This window comes from Streptomyces sp. NPDC041068, assembly GCF_040647455.1.
Classification (GTDB): Bacteria; Actinomycetota; Actinomycetes; order Streptomycetales; family Streptomycetaceae; genus Streptomyces.
Window position 1 is genome coordinate 306,709 of sequence record NZ_JBEZCG010000007.1, and the last position, 24,101, is coordinate 330,809.

Here is a 24,101-nt window from a genome sequence, read left to right on the forward strand (position 1 = left end):
CCCCATGAGTACCTTGCGGGGCACCTCGGTTTCCAGCCAGGCCTCCCACTTGTGACCGGGGTGATGCACGCGGCCCGGCGACATCGCCGCCGCGCCGTCGTCAGCGGCGTACGAAGGTGTCGGCCACCGGCGTACGAAGGTGCCGGTCCCCGGAGCGAGCGCCAAGGTGCCGGTCCCCGGAGCACGAAGGTGCCGGTCCCCGGCGTACAAACGTTTCCTCACCGACGTACGAACGTATCGACCGCCGCATCGAAATACCTCCGCGCCTGCGCCGCGTCCCCCACCGGCGCCGAGACCCACACGTCGTACATCCGGCCGCCCTCCTCCCAGCACAGGTCGAACGTGTGCCGGGCGCCCTCCTCCTCGGAGAAGCCGTCCCAGGTGAACTCCCACAGCGCCGCGGGCCTGCCGTTGCGCGTGGTCTCCGTGACCTTGCCGTCGCGGTAGCCGGGGTTGTTCTTCGGCCCTGCGGCATCCGCACGGCGCTGCGCGGCCAGCGGGCCACCGGGCTCGGGAGCCTCCTTCTTGATGCCGATGCGGTACGTGCCGTTCGGCGAGACGTAGAAGACGCGGGGCCCGTCCACCTCTCGCCGGAACCCTTCGGGCACGGCGAGCGCGAAGCCCTCGGGGTCCTTCGCGATGCGGTAGCCCTGCGGGGCCTCGGGCGACGACGGCCTCGGCGTGGCGGTCGTCACGGTGACCGTGGGCGTGGGCGAACTCGGTGGCGCGGAGGACGAGGTGGCCGGTGTGCCGCCGCCCTCGCCGCCCCTGTTCAACAGCAGCACGGCGGAGACCCCGGCCCCCGCGACGGCGGCCACCAGGGCGGCGGCGATCAAGACAACCCTGCCGTGCCCGCCCCGCGCCCTCGCGTGCCCGCCGTGCGCCTTCGCCTGCCCTGCGGCGGGCGCCCGCGGCCCCAGGGGCAGATCGCGCTGCGTGGGCGTGTACCGCGTGTACCCGCCACGCCTCGCGGCCTCCGGCATCCGCCCCGTCTCGACGTACGCCCGCAGCAGCCGCTCCGCCTCCGCCGCGTCGATCCTTCGCTCCGGATCGCGGTCCAGGAGGCCGAGCACGACGGGCAGCAGCGGCGCGGCGGCCGCGGGCGGGCGTATCTCGTCGTAGACGACGGCGTGCAGGACCCCGCCGATCGAGTCTCGGCGGAACGGCGACTCCCCCGCCAGCGCGGTGACGAGCAGCGCGCCCAGCGACCACAGGTCGGACTCGGGCCCGGTCCGCTCCCCCGACATCCGCTCCGGCGCGGTGTACTCGGGCGAGCCCACGAACGACCCCACCTCCGTCAGCGTCGTCGCCCCGGTGAGCTGCGCGATCCCGAAGTCGGTGAGCACGACACGGCCGGTGGCGCTCTCCAGGAGTACGTTGGCGGGCTTGAGGTCGCGGTGCAGGATGCCCGCCTCGTGGGCGGCCCGCAGCGCGCCGAGCAGGTCGATGCCCATCCGCGCGACGGCGTGCGCGTCCAGCGGCCCGTTCCGCGCGATCCGCCCGGCCAGCGAACCGCCCTCGATCAACTCCATGACGATGTACGGGTGTTCGTCCTGCACGACGACGTCGTGGACGACGATGACGTGCGGGTGCCGCAGCTGCGCCACCGCCCGCGCCTCGCGCAGGGTCCGCTCGCGCTGCTGCTCCGCCTCTGTCTCGGAGAGCGTCTCGTCGAGGTCCAGTTCCTTGACGGCGACCCGGCGGCCGAGAAGCTGGTCGGTGGCGCGCCAGACGACCCCCATGCCACCCCGGCCGAGCCGCGCCTCCAGGCGGTAACGACCGGCGATCACACGGGTGTTGGCCCCTCCGGTGCCGCCTCCGCCGACGCTGCCCCCGCCGGCGCCGGCCCCACCGGCGTGGTCTCCCAGGCTCCCCATGCGGCCATCATGCCCCACACGTGTGCGAACGGAATGGGTCGGACAGAGGCGCGGGCAGGTTCCGGCCGCTGCCGCCGCTCAGGTGGGGACGTACCAGACACCCCAGGCGTCGACGCGGGCGCTCAGCCCTCCCGCCATCCCCGGAGCATCGCGTCGAACTGCTCCCGGGTGGTGTCCCAGTCGTCGGCGGGGGCCGACAGGTAGATGGCGTACTCGACGCCGTCACGGCTGAGATAGGTCTGCTCGATGGCGCGGCGCGGGCCCGCGGTCGTGTCGTTGGCCCCCGCCGTCCAGCTGAACTCCCAGAGGGAGCCCGACTGGTCGCGGAACTTGTTGGAGTTCATGTGCAGCCGCTGATACTCGGGAAGCTTGGGCTTGAGGCCCTTCTCCAGGGCCAGCTGGTGCATGTAGGAACTCTCGAACTGCGGGTTGTGGTCGACGCCGATGCGCAGGAAGCGCCGCCCGTCGTCCGGCGTGTAGTCGACCTGGTTGCCGTCCACCTCGCGCTTCCAGTCCTTGGGCAGCATGAGGCTGAAGCCGTTCGGGTCGTTCACCCGCTCCCAGTCGTCGGGGATGCCGCCGACCGACTTGCCGGGCCCCTCATCGCCCGAGGTCCCCGCGTGCGTGCCGCTCTGTTCGCCGCCGCCCGTGAAGTGCAGATACCCGAAGACGCCGGCGCCGCCGAGCAGCGCGGCCGCGACGACGAGCGCGGCGACGGCGAGCCCGCGGCGACGCCTACCCGAGGCGGGCGGCTCCGTCGCGCCCGTATTGACCACGGTGGCGAGATCCTCGCCGGACCGGGCGGCGGTGGCGGTGGGCCTGTCCATGGCGTGCACCTGCGTCGGCACGTACGCCTGCGCCGCGTTCGGCCGCCGCCCCTCCGCGGCCTCGGCGAGCATCGCCTCGGCCTCCTCGGCGGTGGGCCTGGCCGCCGGGTCCTTGCGCAGCAGCGCGCTGATGATCGGCGCGAGGGCGCCCGCGCGCTCCAGTGGCGCGGGCTCCTCGGTGACCACGGCCTGCATGGTGCCGAGCGGCGACGTGCGCCGGAACGGCGAGATGCCCTCGACCGCCGTGTACAGCGTCGCGCCGAGCGCCCAGAGGTCGGATGCGGGGCCCGGGTTGCCGCCGCTGACCCGCTCGGGCGCCAAGTAGTCGACCGAGCCGACGACTTCACCGGTCCGCGTGATCGTCGAGTCGCCCTCGATCGCCGCGATCCCGAAGTCGGTGAGCAGGATCCTCCGGTCGGTCGCCAGGAGGACGTTGCCGGGCTTGACGTCGCGGTGCAGGACCCCGGCGGCGTGCGCGGCGCGCAGGGCCTTGAGGGTCCACAGGCCGATGCGGGCGGCCTCGACGGGCTCGACGCGACCGTCGTCCTTGACGGCGTCCGCGAGCGAGCGGCCCTCGACCAGCTCCATCACGATCCATGGCCGGTCGTCGTACTCCACGACGTCGTGGACGGTGACGACGGCGGGGTGGTTGATCCGGGCGGCCGCCCGCGCCTCCGTCTGGGTGCGCATGAAGAGGACCGCACGGTCCGCCTCCTGCACAAACTGGGCGGCCGTCAGCTCCTTGACGGCGACGGCACGGTGCAGCACCTCGTCCTGCGCGCGCCACACCCGTCCCATGCCACCGCGCCCGATGGACTCACCGAGTCGGTAGCGGCCCGCGAGGAGCAGGCCCTGGCTCTGATTCACGTTACCCCGCAATGGTCTTGACAGGGCCAGGTTAAGGAGCGGGGACCGCGCAGGGAACCGCAGGGGGTCTTAGGTGACCGCTCTGTTAGATCGCGACGGTCGATCGGCGCCGGGTGGTGACGGTCGGTGGACGCCGAGTTGCGGGTGTCAGCGGACGCCAGGCGGCAGGTGTCAGCAGACGCCGGACACCAGGTGGCGGATGTCAGCGGACGCCAGGCGGCAGGCGGCAGGCGGCAGGCGGCAGGCGGCAGGCGGCAGGCGGCAGGCGGCAGGCGGCAGGCGGCAGGCGGCAGCAGAAGCCAGGTAGCAGGTGTCAGGCGGCAGCCGGATCGCAGCTGCCGGTCGACGACTCGCGCTGTCAGCCGACGACTTGATACGTCGCCGAAGCCTGCTCGTACAGCCGGTCCACCTCGTCCCGCTCCGCCTCGGGCCCACGCACCTGCACCACGTGGTACTTCCCCCCGACGACCATCGCGAGATTGCGTACGAAGATCTCCCGGCCCCCGGAGTCCTGCCAGGTGAACTGCCCTTCCGCCATGGCCCGCCCACCGACGTCGATGCGCCGCATGCCGCTGGACGTCGCCCAGGAGGAGTCACGGAACGGCTGCAACTCGCGTTCGTCCTCGCGCTGGTACTTCATGGGATCGCTGCCGTAGCTGTCCGTGCTGTCGCGGCCCGGGACCACCAGCAGTTCGAAGTCGCCGTGGGTGTAAAGGACCTGACCGCGGCCGTTCTTGGGCTGCCGGTCCCAACCGCTGGCCACGGCGACGCGGAAGCCCTCGGCGTCCTTGCGCAGGGCGAAGCCTTGCGGCAGCTCGGGCCCGTTGCTCTGCGGCTCCTGCGAACTGGGCTTGTTGTCGGGCTTTTCCTCGCCGTGGCTGGGCCGGGTACTGCCCTTGCCGTCACCCTTGCCATCGCCCTTGTCGTCGCCCTTGCCGTCACCGGTCCCGCCGCTCGTGCCGGGCGCCGAACTGGCCTCGCCCGCGTTGCCCGCCCGGTCGCCCGACGCGCCCTCGTCGGACTTGGGCATGAACACCATCGCGTACGTGATGGCCGCGACGAGCCCGATCAGGATGACCAGCAGCAACAGCCGCCCGAGCGAGCGGGGACGGGCGCCGCCACGGGCCTGCGGCACGCGTTCGCGGCGTTCACCGTGCTCTACGCGCTCGCGAGGAGGCCGCGGCTCGCGGGACGGCACGGGTTCACGCAAGGGCCGGGCGGTGGGAGCCGAGGCGAGGGACGAGGTGACACGCGGCTCCCTCCCCTTGGCGCCACGCGTCTTGCCGCGCTTGTGCCGACCATGCCCGTTTCCGGTGGGGGCCGGGGCAGGGGCGGGCGCGGAGGCACCCCGCCGCTTGCGCACGACCTCGCCGCGGCGGCGCACGATGGGCAGCCGCCCCGCGTCGTACGGCGGCACCGGCACGACATTCGCCCCGGCCTCCGGCTCGGGCGCGGAGCGCACCAGCGAGCGCAGCCAGCCGCTCAGCTCCTCGAAGTCGAGCCGGTCGGTGGGGTCCTGACGCAGCAGGGACTCGACCACGGGCCGCAGCGGCCCGCACTCCTCGGCGAAGGCGGGCGGCTCGGCACACACCATCTGCACGAGCTCGGCCGTGCTGTCCTCCGGGTAGGGCGCGTGCCCCTGCACGGCGCGGAAGAGCAGCGCGCCCAGGGCCCACAGATCCGTGGCGGGCCCGATCGGCGCGGCGAGCCGCCAGTTCGCATGCACGGTCCCGGCCTGCTCGGGCGCCCACCGCTCGGTAACGGCCCCCACGACCACCATCCGCGCATGCCGCGCCCGCTCGGCGGCAAGAGCGGTGGCGGGCCCACGCAGAGCGGTCCCTTCGACGCCTGGGTCGTCCCAACTCCCGCGGGGGGCGGGCCCCGCACTGCCCGAGTCGTCGCAACTCCCGCGGGGGGCGGTGCCGGATCCATGCGACCCGGGCCCTTCGACACCCGGCTCACCCCAGCCCCCACGAGCGACAGCACCCGCGCCACGCGAGGCAGATCCTTCGGTACCGAGGTCGCCCCGACTCCCGTGAGGGGCGGTGCCGGATCCACGCGAGGCCGGCCCCGCACTGCCCGAGTCGTCCCGGCTCCCCCGCGTCGGCAGCGCTCCCCTGCCCCTGTCGTCCCTCCCGGTCACCCCGCCCGGCAGCGCCGAACGTCCTCCGGCGCCGGTGCCGGACCCGGAGGCTCCCGCATTCCGCGCGGTCGGGCCGCCACCGCGCGGGACCGCGCCGTGCCAGGGCTTCGTCCCCGCCACCCCGTAGGGGTCGGAGATCCGCCCCGGGGCACCGGGCTCCTCGTGGTCGTCCCGCACGTCCCGCGCCCCGCGCGCCGGTGCGTACCCGGCCGGAGGTGCCGGCAGGCCGCCCTCCTCGTTCGCTCGCGCCGCGGCCCGCGCCCCCGCGCGGTACGCCGCTACCGCGTCCGTCCGCCCTGCAGCCCGCGCACCGTTCCCGTTCCCGTTCCCGTCCGGCTCCGGAGCGGGATCAAGGGGTACGTCCTCAGCCTCGTACCCGAAAGCCTCGTACCCGGAAGTGTCCCCGTACGAAGCCCCCTCGTACGCCGCGACGTTCCCCACCGACCCCGCCGAGCCCGCGGGCTGCCCCGCCTCCACCGGCCGGGGGTCGTGCCCGCAAAGGGCCTCCTCCGCCGCGCCGGCCGCGAGGCCCGTCAGCATCACGCGGCCGTCGTCGCATATCAACACCGTCCGCGCGGTGATGTTCCGATGCACCCACCCGTGCGCATGCAGCACCCGCAGCGCCGCGAGGACGTCGGCCGCGACCTCGGCCGCCCGGTAGGGACTCAGCGGCCGGTCCGCGAGCAGCGCCGCCAGCGGCCTCGCCGCCACCAACTCGCTGACTATCCACAGCGAGCCGCCCTCCGCGAACACGTCGAAGACCTGGTCGAGCCGGGGATGGTCCGGTATCTGCGCGGCCGCCTGCGCCGCCTCGATCGCGCGCCGCACCGCCGGATCGGTGGTCCTGCGCGTCGTCCGCGCCGAGGCCCGCCGCAGCCCGGCCCCGCCGGCCCGCGCCACGAACCCGTCCGGCAGATCGTGCAGATCGTCCTCGTCGACCACCTCGGCCTCGACGATCTCGGGCAACGGCACCTGTCTGACCAGGACTTCCTGCCCGCTGTACGTATCGAAGGCCCGTGACTCGGCGAGTTCGTACTCGTCCGACGGCGGCATGGGCAAGCGGTAGCGGTCGGCGAGCACCCGTCCCGCATAGTCGTCCACGACGCCTCCCCCGTCCGCCCGGTGGTCAATTCCGTTCGTCTTGCGGCTCGTTGCGGCTGCGTACCGTCCGCAGGCACTCACGATACGTGCCGTAGGCGAACCGCAATAAGGGATACGAGATCTCAGGCCAGAACTCCGGGCCGTACAACCTCAGGACTCGAAACCGAACCGCCTCAGGACCCGGAACCGACCAGCCTCAAGACCCGGAACCGACCGGCCTCAGGACTTCGGCTGGAACGTCTTCGTGAAGGTCCGCCACGCGGCCTTCCGCTGCTCGCTCCCCCAGTCGTCGGCCTTGGCCGTGTACATCATTCCGTAGCCGAGCCCGCCGTTGACGACGAAGCCCCGGTCGACCGAGCGGTACTTGGTCCCGCCCTCCACGTAGGTGAACTCCCAGTCGGCCGTGTTCCAGCCGCGGAAGTCCACCTTCTCTATCCGGATCCGGTCGTACTGCGACCGGACCATGTAGTTCTCCTGGTTCTTCCAGTCGCTGACCGGGTTGTCCTTGGGCGTGGACGTCCAACCGATCAGCAGCTTCTGGCCGCCCGGCCCGCCGAACCGCGCCCCGGCCCGCCCCGTGGACTGGAACTTCCAGCCCTTGGGCAGCCCGATCTTGAAGCCCTGGTCGTGCTTGTACGTCGACGCGGCGCCGTCACCGGGCTTCTTGCCGTCGTCGCCCTTGCTCGGGTCGTGGCCCTCGCCCTCGTCGGGGTCCGCGCTCTCGTCCTTGCCCGGGTCCTTGCCCTGGTCGTCCCCGGAACCGGCACCCTTGTCGGCGCCCTCGTCCGCGTCCTTGCCGGAGTCCTTGCCCTTGCCGTCGCCACCGGCGGTCGCCCCGCTGGACGCGGCCTTGTCGCCGCCCTTGCTGTCCTTGCCGGAACCGCCTTCGTCCCCGCCCGAGATCGCGAAGGCGAGCACCGTGCCGAGCACCGCGAGCACGGCCACCACAGACACGATCACCAGCGTCCGGCGCGGCACCACATCGGTGAGCGACGCCTTGGGCGGCACCCGCGGCGGCACGCCCCCCGCCCCGGACGGCGAACCTGCGGGCGCCGAGCCGGAGGTGGACGCGCCCGCACCGCGCGCGGTCGCCGAGGCCGCCGCCTTCCGCACGGACTGCAGGGCGCCCTTCAGCCGGTCGGCGGCCTCCTCGGCCTTGCGCCCGGCCGAGGCGGAGGCGGAGGACGCACTCCCGGCACCCGCCGCGGCACCGGCCCCACCCGCGGCCTTGGCAGGCTTCGTCAGCCGGGTCGTCTTCGCCGACTTGGGCGACTTCGACGCCTTCGGCGGCTTCGGAGGCGCGGGCGGCAGCGGAACCACCTTGGTCGCCTCCACCGGCTCCGGCTCCGGCTTGGGCTCCGGCGCGTGGATCACATCCATCAGGAGCGCCCGCGCCCCCGTGTCGTCGAGCCGCTGCTCCGGGTCCTTGGCGAGGAGGCCGTAGATGACCTTCTCCAACGGTCCGGCGTTCACCGGCTGTTCGACGTCCTCGGTCATGACCGCGGTGAGGGTCGCGATGGCCGACCCCTTGTCGTACGGAGGAACGCCCTCCACCGCCGCGTACAGCAGGCCGCCCAGCGACCACATGTCGGCCGCGGGCCCCGGCTTGTGCCCGCGCGCCCGCTCCGGAGAGATGTACGAGGGCGCGCCGACGAGCATGCCGGTGGACGTGATCGAGGGATCGCCCTCGACCTGCGCGATGCCGAAGTCCGTCAGGACGACCCGGCCGTCCTCGGCGATCAGCACGTTCGACGGCTTCACGTCACGGTGCAGAATGCCCTCGCGGTGCGCGGACCGCAGCACGTCGAGGACGGCGAGGCCGACCTCGGCCGCCCGCCTCGGCGTGAGCAGCCCGTCCTCACGGATCGCCTCCGCAAGCGACTTGCCCTCGACCAGCTCCATCACGATCCACGGGCGGTCGTCCTCGTCGACCACGTCGTAGACCGTCACGGCGCTGGTGTTGCGGATCCGCGCGATCGCCTTGGCCTCGCGCAGCGTCCGCGTGATGAGCCGCCGCTTCTCCTCCTCGTCGATGCTCGAGGGGAACCGCAGCTCCTTCACGGCGACCGTACGGCCCAGCGTCTCGTCCTTGGCGCGCCAGACCGTGCCCATGCCACCGCGGCCGAGCACTTCCCCCAGCCGGTAGCGCCCGGCGAGGAGACGTTCGCTCTTGTCCTGACGGGCCTCACCCGTCTGCTCCGCGTCCGACATGCGTCCCCTCTGCTGCTACCGCTGCTACCGCTGCTACCCGAGCAACCCGCCCTGACAGAGCCTTCATTGTCCCTCACTCAAGGACCGGCCGACGCCCAGGGTCCACCGTCCCTCATGATGGACCGCGGACAAAGAGGGACCACCATGTCGAGACAGTGCTCCTTGCCGGCCATCGCCCGCGCGACGATCCCCATCAGCCTGACGGCAGGCCCGGCACAGAGGGCACAGAGCACGCAGAACACACAAGGCACGCAAGGCAGACAGAGCACTCGGCGCACACGAAGCACCCCACACGCACCCCACAACCCCCAAGGGCCGCTGGGCGCACCCCCATGCGAACCACAACACGGAACCGGCGTTCCTGACCGCCGAGTTATGCCCTCACCCCCTGGCACCTCTAGGCGAGCGGCACGATGTCCGGCGCTCCCAACCGCGCCGCGTCCGCCGTCAGGTCGTCGGGCTGCCGCTGCGACTCGCGCTCGGCCTCCACCCTCTTCTCGTAGTGCTGCACCTCCCGTTCGATCTGGTCCTTGTCCCAGCCGAGGACGGGCGCCATCAGGTCGGCGCACTCCCTGGCACTGCGCGTGCCCCGGTCGAACGTCTCGATCGAGATGCGCGTCCGCCGCGTCAGCACGTCGTCGAGGTGCCGGGCGCCTTCGTGCGAAGCGGCGTAGACGACCTCGGCCCGCAGATAGTCGTCGGCCCCTGTCAGCGGCTCGCCCAGCGTGGGGTCCGCGGTGACGAGTTCGAGCACTTCCTCGGCCAGCGAGCCGTACCGGTTCAACAGGTGCTCCACGCGCACCACATGAAGACCCGTCCGGGCGGCGATCCTCGCGCGGGCGTTCCACAGCGCCTTGTACCCCTCGGCACCGACCAGCGGGATGTCCTCGGTGACGCAGTCGGCGACGCGCTGGTCCAGGCCGTGCACCGCCTCGTCGACGGCGTCCTTGGCCATCACGCGGTACGTCGTGTACTTGCCGCCCGCGACGACCACCAGGCCGGGCGCCGGATGCGCGACCGTGTGCTCGCGGGACAGCTTGCTCGTGGCGTCCGACTCCCCGGCGAGCAGGGGCCGCAGGCCCGCGTACACCCCTTGGACGTCGTCCCGTGAAAGCGGCACCGAGAGCACCGAGTTCACATGCTCCAGGAGATAGTCGATGTCGGCGCTGGAGGCGGCCGGGTGCGCCTTGTCCAGGTCCCAGTCCGTGTCGGTCGTCCCCACGATCCAGTGCCGCCCCCACGGGATGACGAAGAGGACGCTCTTCTCGGTCCGCAGGATCAGTCCGGTCGACGAGCTGATCCGGTCCTTGGGCACCACCAGGTGGATGCCCTTGGAGGCCCTGACGTGGAACTGGCCGCGCTCCCCGACCATCGCCTGGGTGTCGTCCGTCCACACACCCGTCGCGTTCACGATCTGCTTGGCCCGGATCTCGTACTCCCCGCCGCCCTCCACGTCCTGCACCCGGGCGCCGACGACGCGCTCGCCCTCGCGCAGGAATCCGGTGACCCGGGCGCGGTTGGCGACCTTCGCGCCGTACGCCGCCGCGGTGCGCACCAGTGTGGCCACGTAGCGGGCGTCGTCCATCTGCGCGTCGTAGTACTGCATGGCGCCGACCAGTGCGTCCTTCTTCAGGCACGGGGCGACGCGCAGGGCGTGGCGGCGCGTCAGATGGCGGTGCATGGGCAGGCCTCGGCCGTGTCCGCGGGACATCGACATGGCGTCGTAGAGCGCGACGCCCGATCCGGCGTACAACCTCTCCCATCCCTTGTGCTGCAAGGGGTAGAGGAACGGCACCGGCTTCACCAGGTGCGGCGCGAGCCGCTCAAGGAGCAGGCCGCGCTCCTTCAGCGCCTCCCGCACGAGCGCGAAGTCGAGCATCTCCAGATAGCGCAGCCCGCCGTGGATCAGCTTGCTCGACCGGCTCGACGTACCCGAGGCCCAGTCCCTCGCCTCGACCAGGCCGGTGGACAGGCCGCGGGTCACCGCGTCGAGGGCCGTACCCGCGCCGACCACTCCCGCGCCCACGACCAGGACGTCCAGCTCCCGGTCGGCCATTCCCGCAAGTGACTCGGCACGCTCCGCCGGCCCCAGTGTCGCTGTCCTCACCGCTGCCTCCCGTTGAGATCGGGTGTGGTCGGACTCACATCATGCCCAGATTTCGCCGCCGCCCGCTGATCGCGACCCCAGCCTGTGGACAACACTCCGGAGCCCGACGCAGGGCAATGCCACAAATCGGTCATATTTACTCCTAGTCTGACATTGCGCTGGTCCGCCTTGTCCACAGGGCTTGCGCGCTCGTCCCGCTCCGGCTATAGGGAGGACGGCCCACCGCCATGCCCGCAGATCTCGCCGTCATCGGCCTCGGCCACCTCGGCCTGCCCCTCGCCCAGGCCGCCGTCGCACACGGCGTCGCCACCATCGGCTACGACCCCGTCCGCGCCACCGACCTGGCAGGCGGCCGCCTGCCCTGCGACGGCGCGGAAGGCACCCTCACCGCCGCCGACGTCCGCCGGATGCTCTCGGGGGGCTTCCGGCCGACCACCAACCCCGTCGAACTCGGCCGGGTCCGCACCGCCGTCATCTGCGCCCCCACTCCGCCTGCCGCCGACCGCTCGCTCGATCTGAGCCAGGTGGCCGAGGCCGCGCGGTCGCTCGCCGCACGGCTGCGCCCGCACACCACCGTGATCCTGGAGTCCCCCGCGTACCCGGGGACCACCGAGGAATTCCTCCGCCCGATCCTCGAGGCGGGCTCGGGCCTGCGCGCGGGGCGCGACTTCCACCTCGCCTACTCCCCCGGCCGCCTCGACCCCGGCAACCGCACCCACGGCTACGCCGGCACCCCCAAGGTCATCGGCGGCCTCACCCCGGCCTGCACCGAGTCGGCCGCCGCCTTCTACGGCCGCCTCACCGACAAGGTCGTCCGCGCCCGGGGCCCCCGCGAGGCCGAGACCGTGCACCTCCTGGAGACCAACTACCGGCATGTGAACATGGCCCTGGTCAACGAAATGGCGGTGCTCTGCCACGACCTCGGCATCGACCTGTGGGACGTCATCCGCTGCGCCGAGACCAAGCCCTTCGGCTTCCAGGCCTTCCGCCCGGGACCCGGCGTCGGCGGCCACGGCGTCCCGCTCGACATCCCGACCCCCTCGCGCGGCACCCGCCCCCTGCGCATGGTCGAACTGGCCCAGCAGGTCAACGACCGCATGCCCCAGTACGTCATCCAACGCTCGGCGACCCTGCTCAACGAACACGGCAAGTCCGCCCGCGGCGCCCGCGTCCTCCTCCTCGGCGTCACCTACAAGCCCGACCTCGCCGACCAACAGGGCGCCCCCGCCCAGGAGGTGGCGACCCGCCTGATGGAGCTGGGCGCGGCCGTCAGCTACCACGACCCCTACGTCCCCAACTGGAGCGTCCTCGGCCGCCCCGTCCCGCGCGCGGACTCCCTCTACGAGGCGGCCGCCGACGCCGACCTCACGATCCTGCTCCAGCACCACCGCACGTACGACCTGCAAGGTCTTGCCGTGAAGGCACAGTTGCTCCTCGACACCCGGGGGGCGACGCCCGCAGGCGCGGCCCACCGCCTGTAGGCACGCACGCGTGCCCGTACACACACGTGGGGCCCGGACGCCTCTGCGTCCGGGCCCCACATCAGTCACACGCTCTGCTCAGCGCGACGTCACCGCTTGTGCTGGGCGTCCGCGACCGTCACCTCGACGCGCTGGAACTCCTTGAGCTCGCTGTAGCCCGTCGTCGCCATCGCGCGGCGCAGCGCTCCGAAGAAGTTCATCGAGCCGTCCGGGATGTGCGAGGGACCGGTGAGGATCTCCTCGGTCGTGCCGACCGTGCCGAGGTCGACCTTCTTGCCGCGCGGCACGTCCTCGTGGACGGCCTCCATGCCCCAGTGGTGGCCCTTGCCGGGCGCGTCCGTGGCACGGGCCAGCGGGGAGCCCATCATCACGGAGTCGGCGCCGCACGCGATGGCCTTGGGCAGGTCGCCGGACCAGCCCACGCCGCCGTCGGCGATGACGTGCACGTAACGACCGCCGGACTCGTCCATGTAGTCACGGCGGGCGGCCGCGACGTCGGCGACGGCGGTGGCCATCGGCACCTGGATGCCGAGGACGTTGCGCGTGGTGTGCGCGGCGCCGCCGCCGAAGCCGACCAGGACACCCGCGGCGCCCGTGCGCATCAGGTGCAGGGCGGCGGTGTAGGTGGCGCAGCCGCCCACGATGACCGGCACGTCGAGCTCGTAGATGAACTGCTTCAGGTTGAGCGGCTCGGCGGCACCGGAGACGTGCTCCGCGGAGACGGTGGTGCCGCGGATCACGAAGATGTCGACCCCGGCGTCCACGACGGCCTTGGAGAACTCGGCGGTGCGCTGCGGCGAGAGCGCGGCGGCGGTCACGACGCCCGAGTCGCGCACCTCCTTGATGCGCTGACCGATCAGGTCGGCCTTGATCGGGGCGGCGTAGATCTCCTGGAGGCGCCGGGTCGCCGTCTCCGCGTCCAGCTCGGCGATCTCGTCGAGCAGCGGCTGCGGGTCCTCGTACCGCGTCCAGAGGCCCTCGAGGTTGAGGACGCCGAGGCCGCCCAGCTCACCGATGCGGATGGCGGTCTGCGGGGAGACCACCGAGTCCATGGGAGCGGCCAGGAAGGGCAGCTCGAAGCGGTAGGCGTCGATCTGCCACGCGATCGAGACCTCCTTCGGGTCGCGGGTGCGCCGACTCGGTACGACGGCGATGTCGTCGAAGGCGTACGCGCGGCGGCCGCGCTTGCCGCGCCCGATCTCGATCTCAGTCACGTTGTGGGGCCTTTCCCTCTTGGTCTGCCTGTCCAGTATCCCCGACACGCACGGAAGGGGCGGCCCCGGTGATCCGGGGCCGCCCCTTCCACGCGCGCGTGGAGCCGGAAGACTACTTACTACGACTGTAGTTCGGTGCCTCGACCGTCATCTGGATGTCGTGCGGGTGGCTCTCCTTGAGGCCCGCGGACGTGATGCGTACGAAGCGGCCGTTGGCCTGCAGGTCCGGGACGGTGCGCCCGCCCACGTAGAACATCGACTGGCGCAGACCGCCCACCAGCTGGTGGACGACCGCCGAGAGCGGGCCGCGGTAGGGGACCTGGCCCTCGATGCCCTCGGGCACCAGCTTCTCGTCGGAGGCGACGCCCTCCTGGAAGTAGCGGTCCTTGGAGAAGGAGCGCTGGTCGCCGCGCGACTGCATGGCGCCGAGCGAGCCCATGCCGCGGTACGACTTGAACTGCTTGCCGTTGATGAAGAGCAGCTCTCCGGGGGACTCCTCGCAGCCGGCGAGCAGCGAGCCCAACATGACCGTGTCCGCGCCGGCGACGAGCGCCTTGGCGATGTCTCCGGAGTACTGCAGGCCACCGTCGCCGATGACCGGGACACCGGCCTCCTTGGCGGCGAGCGAGGCCTCGTAGATGGCGGTGACCTGCGGGACACCGATACCGGCGACGACACGCGTCGTACAGATGGAGCCCGGACCCACGCCGACCTTGATGCCGTCGACACCGGAGTCGATGAGCGCCTTGGCGCCGTCACGCGTGGCGATGTTGCCGCCGATGACGTCCACGCCGGGGGCGTCGGACTTGATCTTGGCGACCATGTCGCCGACCAAGCGGGAGTGGCCGTGCGCGGTGTCGACGACGATGAAGTCGACGCCCGCCGCGACCAGGGCCTGGGCCCGCTCGAAGGCGTCGCCCGCGACACCCACGGCGGCACCCACCAGGAGACGGCCCCCCGCGTCCTTGGCGGCGTTCGGGTACTTCTCGGCCTTCACGAAGTCCTTGACCGTGATGAGGCCCTTGAGCACGCCCGCGTCGTCGACCAGCGGAAGCTTCTCGATCTTGTGGCGGCGCAGCAGCTCCATGGCGTCCACGCCGGAGATGCCGACCTTGCCGGTGACCAGCGGCATGGGCGTCATGACCTCGCGCACCTGGCGGGTGCGGTCCGACTCGAAGGCCATGTCGCGGTTGGTGACGATGCCGAGCAGCTTGCCCGCCGCGTCGGTCACCGGGACACCGCTGATGCGGAACTTCGCGCAGATCGCGTCGGCCTCGGCCAGCGTCGCGTCCGGGTGCACCGTGATCGGGTCGGTGACCATGCCGGACTCGGAGCGCTTGACCAGGTCGACCTGGTTGGCCTGGTCGGCGATGGAGAGGTTGCGGTGCAGCACACCGACGCCGCCCTGCCGCGCCATGGCGATCGCCATGCGGGACTCGGTGACCTTGTCCATCGCCGCGGACAGCAGCGGGACGTTCACACGGACGTTCTTCGAGACGAGCGAGGAAGTGTCGATCTGGTCGGGCGCCATGTCCGACGCGCCCGGCAGCAGCAGCACGTCGTCGTAGGTCAGCCCGAGTGTCGCGAATTTCTCGGGCACTCCGTCGACGTTTGCAGTCATGACACCTTCCCCAAATGGCCTTGATCGGTGCGGATGTCCATGCTAACGGGATCCGAGGGTGTCTCATTCCACGATCAAGATCATCGGCAAGCTTTGTACGTTCACACGTACGCCTCACGTGGTGAACAACGGCTCCTGGCGCCACCCCGGAACTCCGGCACCACCCCGGAACTACTGCTCGGCGAGCGCCCGCAACCGGCTCAGCGCCCGGTGCTGCGCGACCCGCACCGCCCCGGGTGACATCCCCAACATCTGCCCGGTCTCCTCCGCCGTGAGCCCGACGGCGATCCGCAGGAGCAGCAGCTCGCGCTGGTTCTCCGGAAGGTTGGCGAGAAGCTTCTTGGCCCACTCCGCGTCACTGCTGAGCAGGGCGCGCTCCTCGGGGCCCAGCGAGTCGTCCGGCCGCTCGGGCATCTCGTCCGAGGGCACGGCCGTGGATCCCGGGTGCCGCATCGCCGCGCGCTGCAGATCGGCCACCTTGTGCGCGGCGATCGCGAAGACGAACGCCTCGAAGGGGCGCCCGGTGTCCTTGTAGCGCGGCAGGGCGAGCAGCACCGCGACGCAGACTTCCTGCGCCAGATCCTCCACGAAGTGCCGTGCGTCACCCGGCAGTCGGGACAGCCGGGTGCGGCAGTACCGCAGCGCGAGGGGATGGACGTGCGCGAGGAGGTCGTGCGTGGCCTGCTCGTCGCCCTCCACGGCGCGAAGGACGAGGGCACCGATCACCGTCGTCTTGTCATCGCGCATCGGTCCATGGTGCCTTGGCGTCGACTGATCCGTGGCACCGCGTCCGTAGTTGTGCACTGAAGCGTTATGAGCAGGTGCGCCGGAACTCATCTCCTGCGCCCTCCCCTCCCGCTCGATCGACTCGTCCCCGAGGAACTCCACACATCAAGGATGCGGCATCGGCGACGAAACAAGCAGCGGCGGGCGTCCGTCACCCCGCCCACCGCTCGGCGGGCGGGGATCGCCGTGCCCCCGCGGCGACACACTTAGCGGACCAGGCCCCAGCGGAAACCGAGGGCCACCGCGTGCGCCCGGTCCGAGGCACCGAGCTTCTTGAAGAGCCGCCTGGCGTGCGTCTTCACGGTGTCCTCGGAGAGGAAGAGCTCGCGCCCGATCTCCGCGTTCGAGCGGCCGTGGCTCATGCCTTCGAGGACCTGGATCTCACGCGCGGTGAGCGTGGGCGCGGCGCCCATCTCGGCCGAGCGGAGCCTGCGCGGGGCGAGCCGCCACGTCGGGTCGGCGAGGGCCTGCGTGACGGTCGCGCGCAGTTCCGCACGCGAGGCGTCCTTGTGCAGATAGCCCCTGGCACCGGCGGCCACCGCGAGCGCGACCCCGTCCAGGTCCTCGGCGACGGTGAGCATGATGATGCGCGCACCGGGGTCGGCGGACAGCAGCCGCCGCACGGTCTCGACGCCACCCAGACCGGGCATGCGTACGTCCATCAGAATCAGGTCCGAGCGGTCGGCGCCCCAGCGGCGGAGGACTTCCTCGCCGTTGGCCGCCGTCGTCACACGCTCGACGCCGGGCACGGTCGCGACCGCGCGGCGGAGCGCCTCTCGGGCAAGCGGGGAGTCGTCGCAGACGAGGACCGATGTCATGACTGTCCTCCGCGGCTCTCACAGCTGCTGCGCGTCACCTTGAGCCTCCAGGCTGGTACATATTCGTCACCTGTGCGGTTGACGCTCTCGGACACCTGCCCGAGCGCTTGTTCTTTCAACCGCCTCGCACTCTCAACGACGGTCACCCGAAAGAGTTACGGGGCGATCGGCCACCTTCGGCACTCTACGTGAGGGCGCGGACACAGCGCAGAGCGCGCGAGAGACCCTCAACCTTTCATCACAAGCTATGCCCCATTTAGCGGCATTTCTTCCCTTTTGCTGGTGTCTGTGGCTAGATTCGCAATGAGTCATATTTTCATCTCCTTAGACAGTAGATGTACGGTCATGGGCACCGTATCCGCGTCAGAACGGCATCAAGGGGACCAGCAATGGCAGATTTCTCCCGCCTTCCCGGACCGAACGCAGATCTGTGGGACTGGCAGCTCCTCGCGGCCTGCCGCGGGGTCGACAGCTCGCTCTTCTTCCACCCGGAGGGCGAGCGGGGAGCGGCGCGCAGCGCACGTGAGAACTCCGCCAAGGAGGTCTGCATGCGGTGCCCGGTGCGCGCGGAATGCGCCGCTCACGCACTCGCGGTACGCGAGCCGTACGGCGTATGGGGCGGATTGACCGAGGACGAACGCGAAGAACTCATGGGACGCGCGCGCCACCGCCTCGTCACGGCATCCGCGTCGGCGGGCAGAGCCGCCGTCTCGCATCACTGAAGGAACGTTTCTTCGAAACGGCGGCGAATCCTCGGAGCGGCGAAGGGAATTCCGAGACGGGCCTCACGGCTCCGTCAGCGGGCCGCGGCCCGCGCGAGGTGGTCCAGTGTGGCGGCGACGGCCGGCACCTGCGCCAGGTCCGGCAGCGTGAGCGCGACGATCTCGCGCTGCACGGCGGGCTCCACCGTCACCGTGCGGGCACCCCTGGGGCGCACCGACTCGATCGCGAGCTCGGGCAGCACCGCCACCCCCAGACCGGCGCCGACCAGGCCGATCACGGCCGGATAGTCGTCGGTCGCGAAGTCGATGCGGGGCACGAAGCCCGCGCTCTCGCAGACCTCCACCAGCTGCCTGCGACAGCGGGGGCAGCCCGCGATCCAGGGCTCCTCGGCGAACTCCCCGATGGTCACCGCGCCCGCCTCGGCGAGCCGGTGCCCCTCGGGTACGAGGCCGACGAGCCGGTCCGCGAGCAGCGGGCGCACGACGAGGTCCTCCCACTCCTCCGCGGCGGACGCGCCGTCGTACCGGAAGGCGAGAGCCACGTCGCAGTCGCCCTCGCGCAGCATCTCCACCGAGCGCGGCGGCTCGGCCTCCACGAGGGAGACGCGTGTGCCGGGATGGGCCGCGCGGAGCGCCGCCAGCGCGCCGGGGACCAGCGTCGAACTGCCGCTGGGGAAAGAGACCAGCCGCACCCGGCCGGCGCGCAGGCCCGCGATGGCGGCGACCTCCTCCTCCGCGGCGGTGAGCCCGGCGAGGATGCCCGCGGCGTGCCGGACCAGGGCTTCGCCCGCCTGCGTCAGGCGCATCTCACGGCCGGTGCGGATCAGGAGCGGTGTGCCGGTCGAGGTTTCGAGGGCCTTCATCTGCTGGCTGACTGCGGGCTGGGTGCAGCCGAGCTCGCGGGCCGCGGCCGAGAAGGAGCCGGTGGCTGCCACGGCGCGCAGGACACGGAGATGACGGGCCTCGATCATGATTCGAGCATAAGCGACGCTTGGGCATGGTGCGAAATATCGCATCGCGGCTTTGAGATCTTCGCCTAACCTGCCTCCATGGAGCTTCTTTCGGTAAATGTGGGCCGTCCCAAGGCCCTCGAATACACCCCCGTGCCCACCAACACCGGCATCGACAAGCGCCCCGTACAAGGACCGGTCCGGGTGGCGGCGCCCGGTGCCAAGGGTGTCGGCGGAAGCGGCCTCGCCGGGGACACGATCTGCAGCCTGCGGCACCACGGCGGCGACGACCAGGCCGTGTACGCGTACGCACGCGAGGACCTCGACGCGTGGGAGCGCACCCTCGACCGGCCGCTGACGCCCGGCGTCTTCGGCGAGAACCTCACGACGTCCGGCGTCGACGTGAGCGGCGCGAAGATCGGCGAGCGCTGGCGGGTCGGCCCGGACCTGCTGCTCGAGGTGACGAGCGCGCGCATCCCCTGCCGCAAGTTCCAGGAGCACCTCGGCGAGAAGGCGTGGATGAAGCGGTTCACGCAGCAGGGTGCGCCGGGCGCCTATCTGCGGGTGATCGAGCCCGGTGAGATCCGGGCCGGTGACACCATCGAGGTCGTGCACAGGCCGGAGCACGGGATCACCGTCTCCCTCTACTTCCGGGCCGTCACGACGGAGCAGGAACTGCTGCCTCGACTCCTCGACGCGGGCGAGGCGCTGCACCCCGAGGCGACCGAGCGGGCGCACACCTACCTGGCGAAGTACGCGCAACACACCGGTCACTAGATCTCACTAGCCTTGGTCCATGACTACGGCTCTGATTACGGGATCAACCGCCGGCATCGGCGCCGCCTTCGCGCGGCGCCTCGCCGGTGACGGGCACAACCTCGTTCTGGTCGCGCGCGACACCGAGCGGCTGCACGAGCAGGCGACCGAACTGCACGACCGGCACGGCATCGAGGCGGAGGTCCTGACCGCGGACCTCTCCACGGACGAGGGCATCGAGTCCGTCGAGAAGCGTCTCTCGCACCGCAGGGACCCGGTCGACCTGCTGATCAACAACGCCGGATTCGGCAACAAGGGCCGTTACCTGGAGGTCTCCCTCAGCGACGAGCTGACCATGCTCAAGGTGCACTGCGAGGCGGTGCTCCGGCTGACGTCGGCCGCGGCGGAGGCGATGCGGGAGCGCGGCCGCGGCGGCGTCGTGAACGTCGCGTCGGTGGCGGCGTTCGTGCCGCGCGGGACGTACGGCGCGTCGAAGGCCTGGGTCGTGCAGTTCACCCAGGGCGCGGCGAAGGACCTGGCCGGGTCCGGGGTGCGGATGATGGCGCTGTGCCCCGGCTTCGTCCGCACGGAGTTCCACCAGCGGGCCGGGATGGGCACGTCCAACATCCCGGGCTGGATGTGGCTCGAAGCGGACAAGCTGGTCGCGACGGCACTGACCGACCTGTCCCGAGGCAAGACCCTGTCGATCCCCGACCCGAGGTACAAGGCCCTGATGGGCGTGGTGAAGCTGACCCCGCGGGGCCTGCTGGGCGGCGTGACGTCGAGGACGGGCAGGAAGTACGGCCCGCAGTAGAGCCACCGTCAAGGAGCGCCCGTCAGGGGCGCGGGGAACTGCGCGAGGACGGACCACGCCCCTCACACGGCGACGGACCACGACCCACACACGGCGACGAAGCACCGACCCGGCAGGCGCGACCCCGAAACGACCGAGGCCCGGCTCCCCCACAGGGGAAGCCGGGCCTCGGTTACAGGCTCAGGTCAGTGCGAGTGGCCGTGACCGTGACCGTGACCGGCCTCGGCCTCCTCCTCCGCCGGCTTCTCGACGACCAGGGTCTCGGTCGTGAGGAGCAGGGAGGCGATGGACGCGGCGTTCTCCAGCGCGGAGCGCGTGACCTTGACCGGGTCGATGACGCCGGCCTTGACCAGGTCGCCGTACTCACCGGTGGCGGCGTTGAAGCCGAAGCCCTTGTCGAGCTCGGCGACCTTCGAGGTGATGACGTAGCCCTCGAGGCCGGCGTTCTCGGCGATCCAGCGCAGCGGCTCGACGGCGGCGCGGCGGACGACCGCGACACCGGTGGCCTCGTCGCCGTCCTTGTCGAGGTTGCCCTCGAGGACCTTGACGGCGTGCACCAGAGCGGAGCCACCACCGGAGACGATGCCCTCCTCGACCGCGGCGCGGGTCGCGGAGATGGCGTCCTCCAGACGGTGCTTCTTCTCCTTCAGCTCCACCTCGGTGGCGGCGCCGACCTTGATCACGCACACGCCGCCGGCCAGCTTCGCGAGGCGCTCCTGGAGCTTCTCGCGGTCCCAGTCGGAGTCCGTGGCGTCGATCTCGGCCTTGATCTGGGCGACGCGGCCCTCGACGTCGGCCTTGTTGCCGCCGCCGTCGACGATCGTCGTGTCGTCCTTGGTGATGGTGACGCGGCGGGCGGTGCCGAGCACGTCGAGGCCGACCTGGTCGAGCTTGAGGCCGACCTCTTCGGCGATGACGGTGCCGCCGGTGAGGGTGGCGATGTCACCGAGCATGGCCTTGCGGCGGTCGCCGAAGCCCGGGGCCTTCACCGCGACGGCGTTGAAGGTGCCGCGGATCTTGTTCACGACCAGGGTCGACAGGGCCTCGCCCTCGACGTCCTCGGCGATGATCAGGAGCGGCTTCGAGGCGTTGGCCTGGATGACCTTCTCGAGCAGCGGCAGGAGGTCCTGGATGGAGGAGATCTTGCCCTGGTGGATCAGGATGTACGGGTCGTCGAGGACGGCCTCCATACGCTCCTGGTCGGACACCATGTACGGCGACAGGTAGCCCTTGTCGAAGGCCATGCCCTCGGTGAAGTCGAGCTCCAGGCCGAAGGTGTTGGACTCCTCGACGGTGATGACACCGTCCTTGCCGACCTTGTCCATCGCCTCGGCGATGAGCTCGCCGACTTGCGGGTCCTGGGCCGACAGACCGGCGACGGCCGCGATGTCGGCCTTGTCGTCGATCGGGCGGGCGGTGGCGAGGAGCTCCTCGGAGACGGCCGCGACGGCGGCGTCGATGCCCTTCTTCAGGGCGGCCGGGGAGGCGCCGGCGGCGACGTTGCGCAGGCCTTCCTTGACCAGGGCCTGGGCGAGCACGGTGGCGGTGGTGGTGCCGTCACCAGCGATGTCGTTGGTCTTGGTCGCCACCTCCTTCACCAGCTGGGCGCCGAGGTTCTCGTACGGGTCCTCGACCTCGACCTCACGGGCGATGGTGACGCCGTCGTTGGTGATGGTCGGGGCACCGAACTTCTTGTCGATGACGACGTTGCGGCCGCGGGGGCCGATCGTCACCTTGACCGTATCGGCAAGCTTGTTGACGCCGCGCTCAAGGGCGCGACGGGCGTCCTCGTCGAACTTCAGGATCTTCGCCATGGGAGCGATTCAGCCCTCTCGAAAACTCGGGTGAACGAACTGCGCCCCTCGCCGCCCGGCAATCAGCGGGGTGACCAGGGGCGCAGCTCAAAAAGCAAATCTGCTGGTGAAGCAGGTGAAGCGGTGAATTACTTCTCGACGATCGCGAGCACGTCGCGAGCCGAGAGGACGAGGTACTCGTCGCCGTTGTACTTCACCTCGGTGCCGCCGTACTTGCTGTACAGCACGACATCGCCGACCTTGACGTCGAGCGGCAGGCGCTCGCCGTTCTCGAAGCGGCCCGGGCCCACGGCGAGGACGGCGCCCTCCTGGGGCTTCTCCTTCGCGGTGTCCGGAATGACCAGGCCGGAGGCCGTGGTCTGCTCGGCGTCGAGCGGCTGGACCACAATGCGGTCCTCGAGCGGCTTGATGGCAACCTTGGAGCTGGCGGTCGTCACGATCCGGTCTCCCCCTTCGGAGATCTCACGGGGTTAAGAGTCTGAGGTGTGGCGACCAGGTGGATCCGTCGTCGCGGGTGCCGGACCTGCCCGTCGCTGTTGGCACTCTCCAGTGGGGAGTGCCAGAAGCGAGACTAGGACGGGGATTAGCACTCGGTCAAGCGGAGTGCCAATCGACTGCGTCGGGCTTTACGGGGACGGGGTGCCCCCTGGCGGGGTCGGCGCCTCTGTGGCCTTGCCTGGGCAACGTGTTTTGCGGGCCTGCGGTTCCTTGCCCGCGGCACGGGGCCGCCTCGTTTCCCCTTGCCCGGCAGGTGGGGCTGTGCCCACCCTTCCCCAAGTTCTCGGCTCCGCTCGAGCAGGGGAGTCCCCACTCGCCGTGCGGAACGCCTGCCCACAGCCGGGACCAGCCTGTCCCGGTGGCTTTCGCGGCGGCATCTTCTGGGCCGCCTTCCGACCCAGCCTCTCGATCGGGTCCACCGATTCCGCGCAGCCCGTGAGCAGCGTGGGCGCGAGGACGCCGCACAGCAGGGCCCCGGCGAGGAGGCGGCGGCGCGCTCGCGCCCGGGGGGTCACAGGTAGTCCTCCAGCCTGGCCACCGCGTACCCCTTGTCCGTGACCGTCTTCATGACTCGGCGGACCATGTCGGGCATGGTGCCCTTCCAGTCCTCGCGCCCCCGGAAGTGCGTGAGGATGATGTCGCCGGGGTGCAGGTCCCGGTCCCACTCGCGCCACTCCATGTGGTCGGCGAAGGCCTCCGACGCCCACAGCGGCACCGCCTTGACGCCACAGGACTTGGCGGCGCGCAGGGTGTGGACGTCGTAGTTGCCGTACGGCGGGCGGAAGAGCTCGGGCCGCTTGCCGTAGCGCTTCTCGATGGTGTCCTGCATGCCGCAGATCTCGCGGCGCTGCGCCTCGTACGAAAGCGCGGGCATGTAGCGGTGGTTGAGGGTGTGGTTGTTCAGGGAGACGCCGCGGTCCTGCATCTTCTTGAAGTAGGCGTAATCCTCCTTGACCAGGTAGTCGCTGAGGAACGCGGTGTACGGGATCTTCAGGTCGCTCATCATCCTCAGCAGCGCCGGGTCCTTCTCGGCGCCGTCGTCGATGGTCAGGAAGACGACCTTCTCCTTGGTCGGGATCGTCGTGAAGACGGGCGGCAGGCTCGACTGCCCCTTGACCTCGAAGCCCTTGCGGGTGGTGATCCTCGGCTTGGCCTTCGGCGCGGGCGGCGCGGCCAGCGGCGTCCTGGCCAGGCCCCAGCGCTTGGCCGCCGCGGCGCGTGCGGCCTGGGCCGCGCCGAGCTTGTGGGCGTAGGAGTCGAGGGCACGGGCGGGCGGGGCCTGGAGCGGCTGCTGGCCGTGGGCGGGCTTCACGGCGTCGGAGTCGCCGCCGGAGGCGCAGCCCGACGCGATCGCGGCGACGGTCAGGACCGCCAGCGCGGTACGCGTCCGGTTCTTCCGTCTTCCGGCGGATTCTTCGTTTTGTCGTACTAGTTGCATGGCGCCGGATCCTCGCAGTTCAAGGCCCTTTTGAAGGGCCGACACCGCCACCGGCC

At 71.1% G+C, this 24,101-nt stretch carries 17 protein-coding genes; 4 read left to right on the forward strand and 13 right to left on the reverse strand.

Going from position 1 to position 24,101, the window contains the following annotated elements; genetic code table 11:
* Positions 1 to 218: 218 nt before the first annotated feature.
* The 5 genes from AB0B50_RS18515 to AB0B50_RS18535 form a co-directional block, all read right to left on the reverse strand.
* Positions 219 to 1,877 (reverse strand): serine/threonine-protein kinase, encoded by a 1,659-nt coding sequence (locus AB0B50_RS18515; protein ID WP_362332461.1) that lies wholly within the window; start codon positions 1,875 to 1,877, stop codon positions 219 to 221.
* Between the two features lie 122 nt (positions 1,878 to 1,999).
* Positions 2,000 to 3,571: a serine/threonine-protein kinase gene (locus AB0B50_RS18520; RefSeq protein WP_362332464.1), complete on the reverse strand. Its 1,572-nt coding sequence runs from the start codon at positions 3,569 to 3,571 to the stop codon at positions 2,000 to 2,002.
* A 358-nt stretch (positions 3,572 to 3,929) separates the two neighbouring features.
* Complete coding sequence (locus AB0B50_RS18525) at positions 3,930 to 6,815, reverse strand: protein kinase (protein ID WP_362332467.1); 2,886 nt, start codon at positions 6,813 to 6,815, stop codon at positions 3,930 to 3,932.
* Between the two features lie 219 nt (positions 6,816 to 7,034).
* Positions 7,035 to 9,026: a serine/threonine-protein kinase gene (locus AB0B50_RS18530; protein WP_362332470.1), complete on the reverse strand. Its 1,992-nt coding sequence runs from the start codon at positions 9,024 to 9,026 to the stop codon at positions 7,035 to 7,037.
* Between the two features lie 397 nt (positions 9,027 to 9,423).
* Positions 9,424 to 11,133 (reverse strand): glycerol-3-phosphate dehydrogenase/oxidase, encoded by a 1,710-nt coding sequence (locus AB0B50_RS18535; RefSeq protein ID WP_362332472.1) that lies wholly within the window; start codon positions 11,131 to 11,133, stop codon positions 9,424 to 9,426.
* A gap of 227 nt (positions 11,134 to 11,360) precedes the next feature.
* Here AB0B50_RS18535 and AB0B50_RS18540 point away from each other — a divergent pair, with 227 nt between their 5' ends.
* Positions 11,361 to 12,614 carry a nucleotide sugar dehydrogenase gene (locus AB0B50_RS18540; RefSeq protein ID WP_362332475.1) on the forward strand — a complete coding sequence of 418 codons (1,254 nt, stop codon included), beginning with the start codon at positions 11,361 to 11,363 and terminating at the stop codon, positions 12,612 to 12,614.
* A gap of 89 nt (positions 12,615 to 12,703) precedes the next feature.
* On the opposite strand, the gene AB0B50_RS18545 is transcribed toward AB0B50_RS18540, so the two are convergent.
* The 4 genes from AB0B50_RS18545 to AB0B50_RS18560 form a co-directional block, all read right to left on the reverse strand.
* Positions 12,704 to 13,828, reverse strand: a complete 1,125-nt coding sequence (locus AB0B50_RS18545) for a GuaB3 family IMP dehydrogenase-related protein (protein ID WP_362332478.1) — start codon at positions 13,826 to 13,828, stop codon at positions 12,704 to 12,706.
* A gap of 112 nt (positions 13,829 to 13,940) precedes the next feature.
* Entirely contained in the window at positions 13,941 to 15,449 is a 1,509-nt protein-coding gene (guaB, locus tag AB0B50_RS18550; protein ID WP_362332481.1) for an IMP dehydrogenase, read from the reverse strand.
* A gap of 171 nt (positions 15,450 to 15,620) precedes the next feature.
* The gene (locus AB0B50_RS18555) at positions 15,621 to 16,196 is read right to left on the reverse strand and encodes a sigma-70 family RNA polymerase sigma factor (RefSeq protein WP_127909693.1); all 576 of its coding nucleotides are present in this window, start codon (positions 16,194 to 16,196) and stop codon (positions 15,621 to 15,623) included.
* Between the two features lie 245 nt (positions 16,197 to 16,441).
* Complete coding sequence (locus AB0B50_RS18560; RefSeq protein WP_003948568.1) at positions 16,442 to 17,053, reverse strand: response regulator transcription factor; 612 nt, start codon at positions 17,051 to 17,053, stop codon at positions 16,442 to 16,444.
* Positions 17,054 to 17,442: 389 nt separating this feature from the next.
* Here AB0B50_RS18560 and AB0B50_RS18565 point away from each other — a divergent pair, with 389 nt between their 5' ends.
* Positions 17,443 to 17,775: a WhiB family transcriptional regulator gene (locus AB0B50_RS18565; RefSeq protein WP_362332484.1), complete on the forward strand. Its 333-nt coding sequence runs from the start codon at positions 17,443 to 17,445 to the stop codon at positions 17,773 to 17,775.
* Between the two features lie 74 nt (positions 17,776 to 17,849).
* On the opposite strand, the gene AB0B50_RS18570 is transcribed toward AB0B50_RS18565, so the two are convergent.
* Positions 17,850 to 18,746: a LysR family transcriptional regulator gene (locus AB0B50_RS18570; RefSeq protein WP_362332487.1), complete on the reverse strand. Its 897-nt coding sequence runs from the start codon at positions 18,744 to 18,746 to the stop codon at positions 17,850 to 17,852.
* A 78-nt stretch (positions 18,747 to 18,824) separates the two neighbouring features.
* Between AB0B50_RS18570 and AB0B50_RS18575 the strand changes: the two genes are divergently transcribed.
* Positions 18,825 to 19,502 carry an MOSC domain-containing protein gene (locus AB0B50_RS18575; protein WP_362332490.1) on the forward strand — a complete coding sequence of 226 codons (678 nt, stop codon included), beginning with the start codon at positions 18,825 to 18,827 and terminating at the stop codon, positions 19,500 to 19,502.
* A 19-nt stretch (positions 19,503 to 19,521) separates the two neighbouring features.
* Positions 19,522 to 20,295 carry an SDR family oxidoreductase gene (locus AB0B50_RS18580; protein ID WP_362332493.1) on the forward strand — a complete coding sequence of 258 codons (774 nt, stop codon included), beginning with the start codon at positions 19,522 to 19,524 and terminating at the stop codon, positions 20,293 to 20,295.
* 185 nt (positions 20,296 to 20,480) lie between these two features.
* On the opposite strand, the gene groL is transcribed toward AB0B50_RS18580, so the two are convergent.
* From groL to AB0B50_RS18595, 3 genes are all read right to left on the reverse strand, one after another.
* Positions 20,481 to 22,109: a chaperonin GroEL gene (groL, locus tag AB0B50_RS18585; RefSeq protein ID WP_362332496.1), complete on the reverse strand. Its 1,629-nt coding sequence runs from the start codon at positions 22,107 to 22,109 to the stop codon at positions 20,481 to 20,483.
* A gap of 128 nt (positions 22,110 to 22,237) precedes the next feature.
* The gene (groES, locus tag AB0B50_RS18590; protein WP_006347174.1) at positions 22,238 to 22,546 is read right to left on the reverse strand and encodes a co-chaperone GroES; all 309 of its coding nucleotides are present in this window, start codon (positions 22,544 to 22,546) and stop codon (positions 22,238 to 22,240) included.
* Positions 22,547 to 23,118: 572 nt separating this feature from the next.
* Positions 23,119 to 24,045 (reverse strand): polysaccharide deacetylase family protein, encoded by a 927-nt coding sequence (locus AB0B50_RS18595; RefSeq protein WP_362332499.1) that lies wholly within the window; start codon positions 24,043 to 24,045, stop codon positions 23,119 to 23,121.
* Between the last annotated feature and the right edge of the window lie 56 nt (positions 24,046 to 24,101).

Coding starts and splice junctions, on each gene's coding strand:
- AB0B50_RS18595 (WP_362332499.1), bottom strand. CDS start 24,045: ATGCAACTAGTACGACAAAACGAAGAATCCGCCGGAAGACGGAAGAAC.
- guaB (WP_362332481.1), bottom strand. CDS start 15,449: ATGACTGCAAACGTCGACGGAGTGCCCGAGAAATTCGCGACACTCGGG.
- AB0B50_RS18555 (WP_127909693.1), bottom strand. CDS start 16,196: ATGCGCGATGACAAGACGACGGTGATCGGTGCCCTCGTCCTTCGCGCC.
- AB0B50_RS18580 (WP_362332493.1), top strand. CDS start 19,522: ATGACTACGGCTCTGATTACGGGATCAACCGCCGGCATCGGCGCCGCC.
- AB0B50_RS18565 (WP_362332484.1), top strand. CDS start 17,443: ATGGCAGATTTCTCCCGCCTTCCCGGACCGAACGCAGATCTGTGGGAC.
- AB0B50_RS18560 (WP_003948568.1), bottom strand. CDS start 17,053: ATGACATCGGTCCTCGTCTGCGACGACTCCCCGCTTGCCCGAGAGGCG.
- AB0B50_RS18575 (WP_362332490.1), top strand. CDS start 18,825: ATGGAGCTTCTTTCGGTAAATGTGGGCCGTCCCAAGGCCCTCGAATAC.
- groL (WP_362332496.1), bottom strand. CDS start 22,109: ATGGCGAAGATCCTGAAGTTCGACGAGGACGCCCGTCGCGCCCTTGAG.
- AB0B50_RS18570 (WP_362332487.1), bottom strand. CDS start 18,746: ATGATCGAGGCCCGTCATCTCCGTGTCCTGCGCGCCGTGGCAGCCACC.
- AB0B50_RS18540 (WP_362332475.1), top strand. CDS start 11,361: ATGCCCGCAGATCTCGCCGTCATCGGCCTCGGCCACCTCGGCCTGCCC.
- AB0B50_RS18515 (WP_362332461.1), bottom strand. CDS start 1,877: ATGGGGAGCCTGGGAGACCACGCCGGTGGGGCCGGCGCCGGCGGGGGC.
- AB0B50_RS18530 (WP_362332470.1), bottom strand. CDS start 9,026: ATGTCGGACGCGGAGCAGACGGGTGAGGCCCGTCAGGACAAGAGCGAA.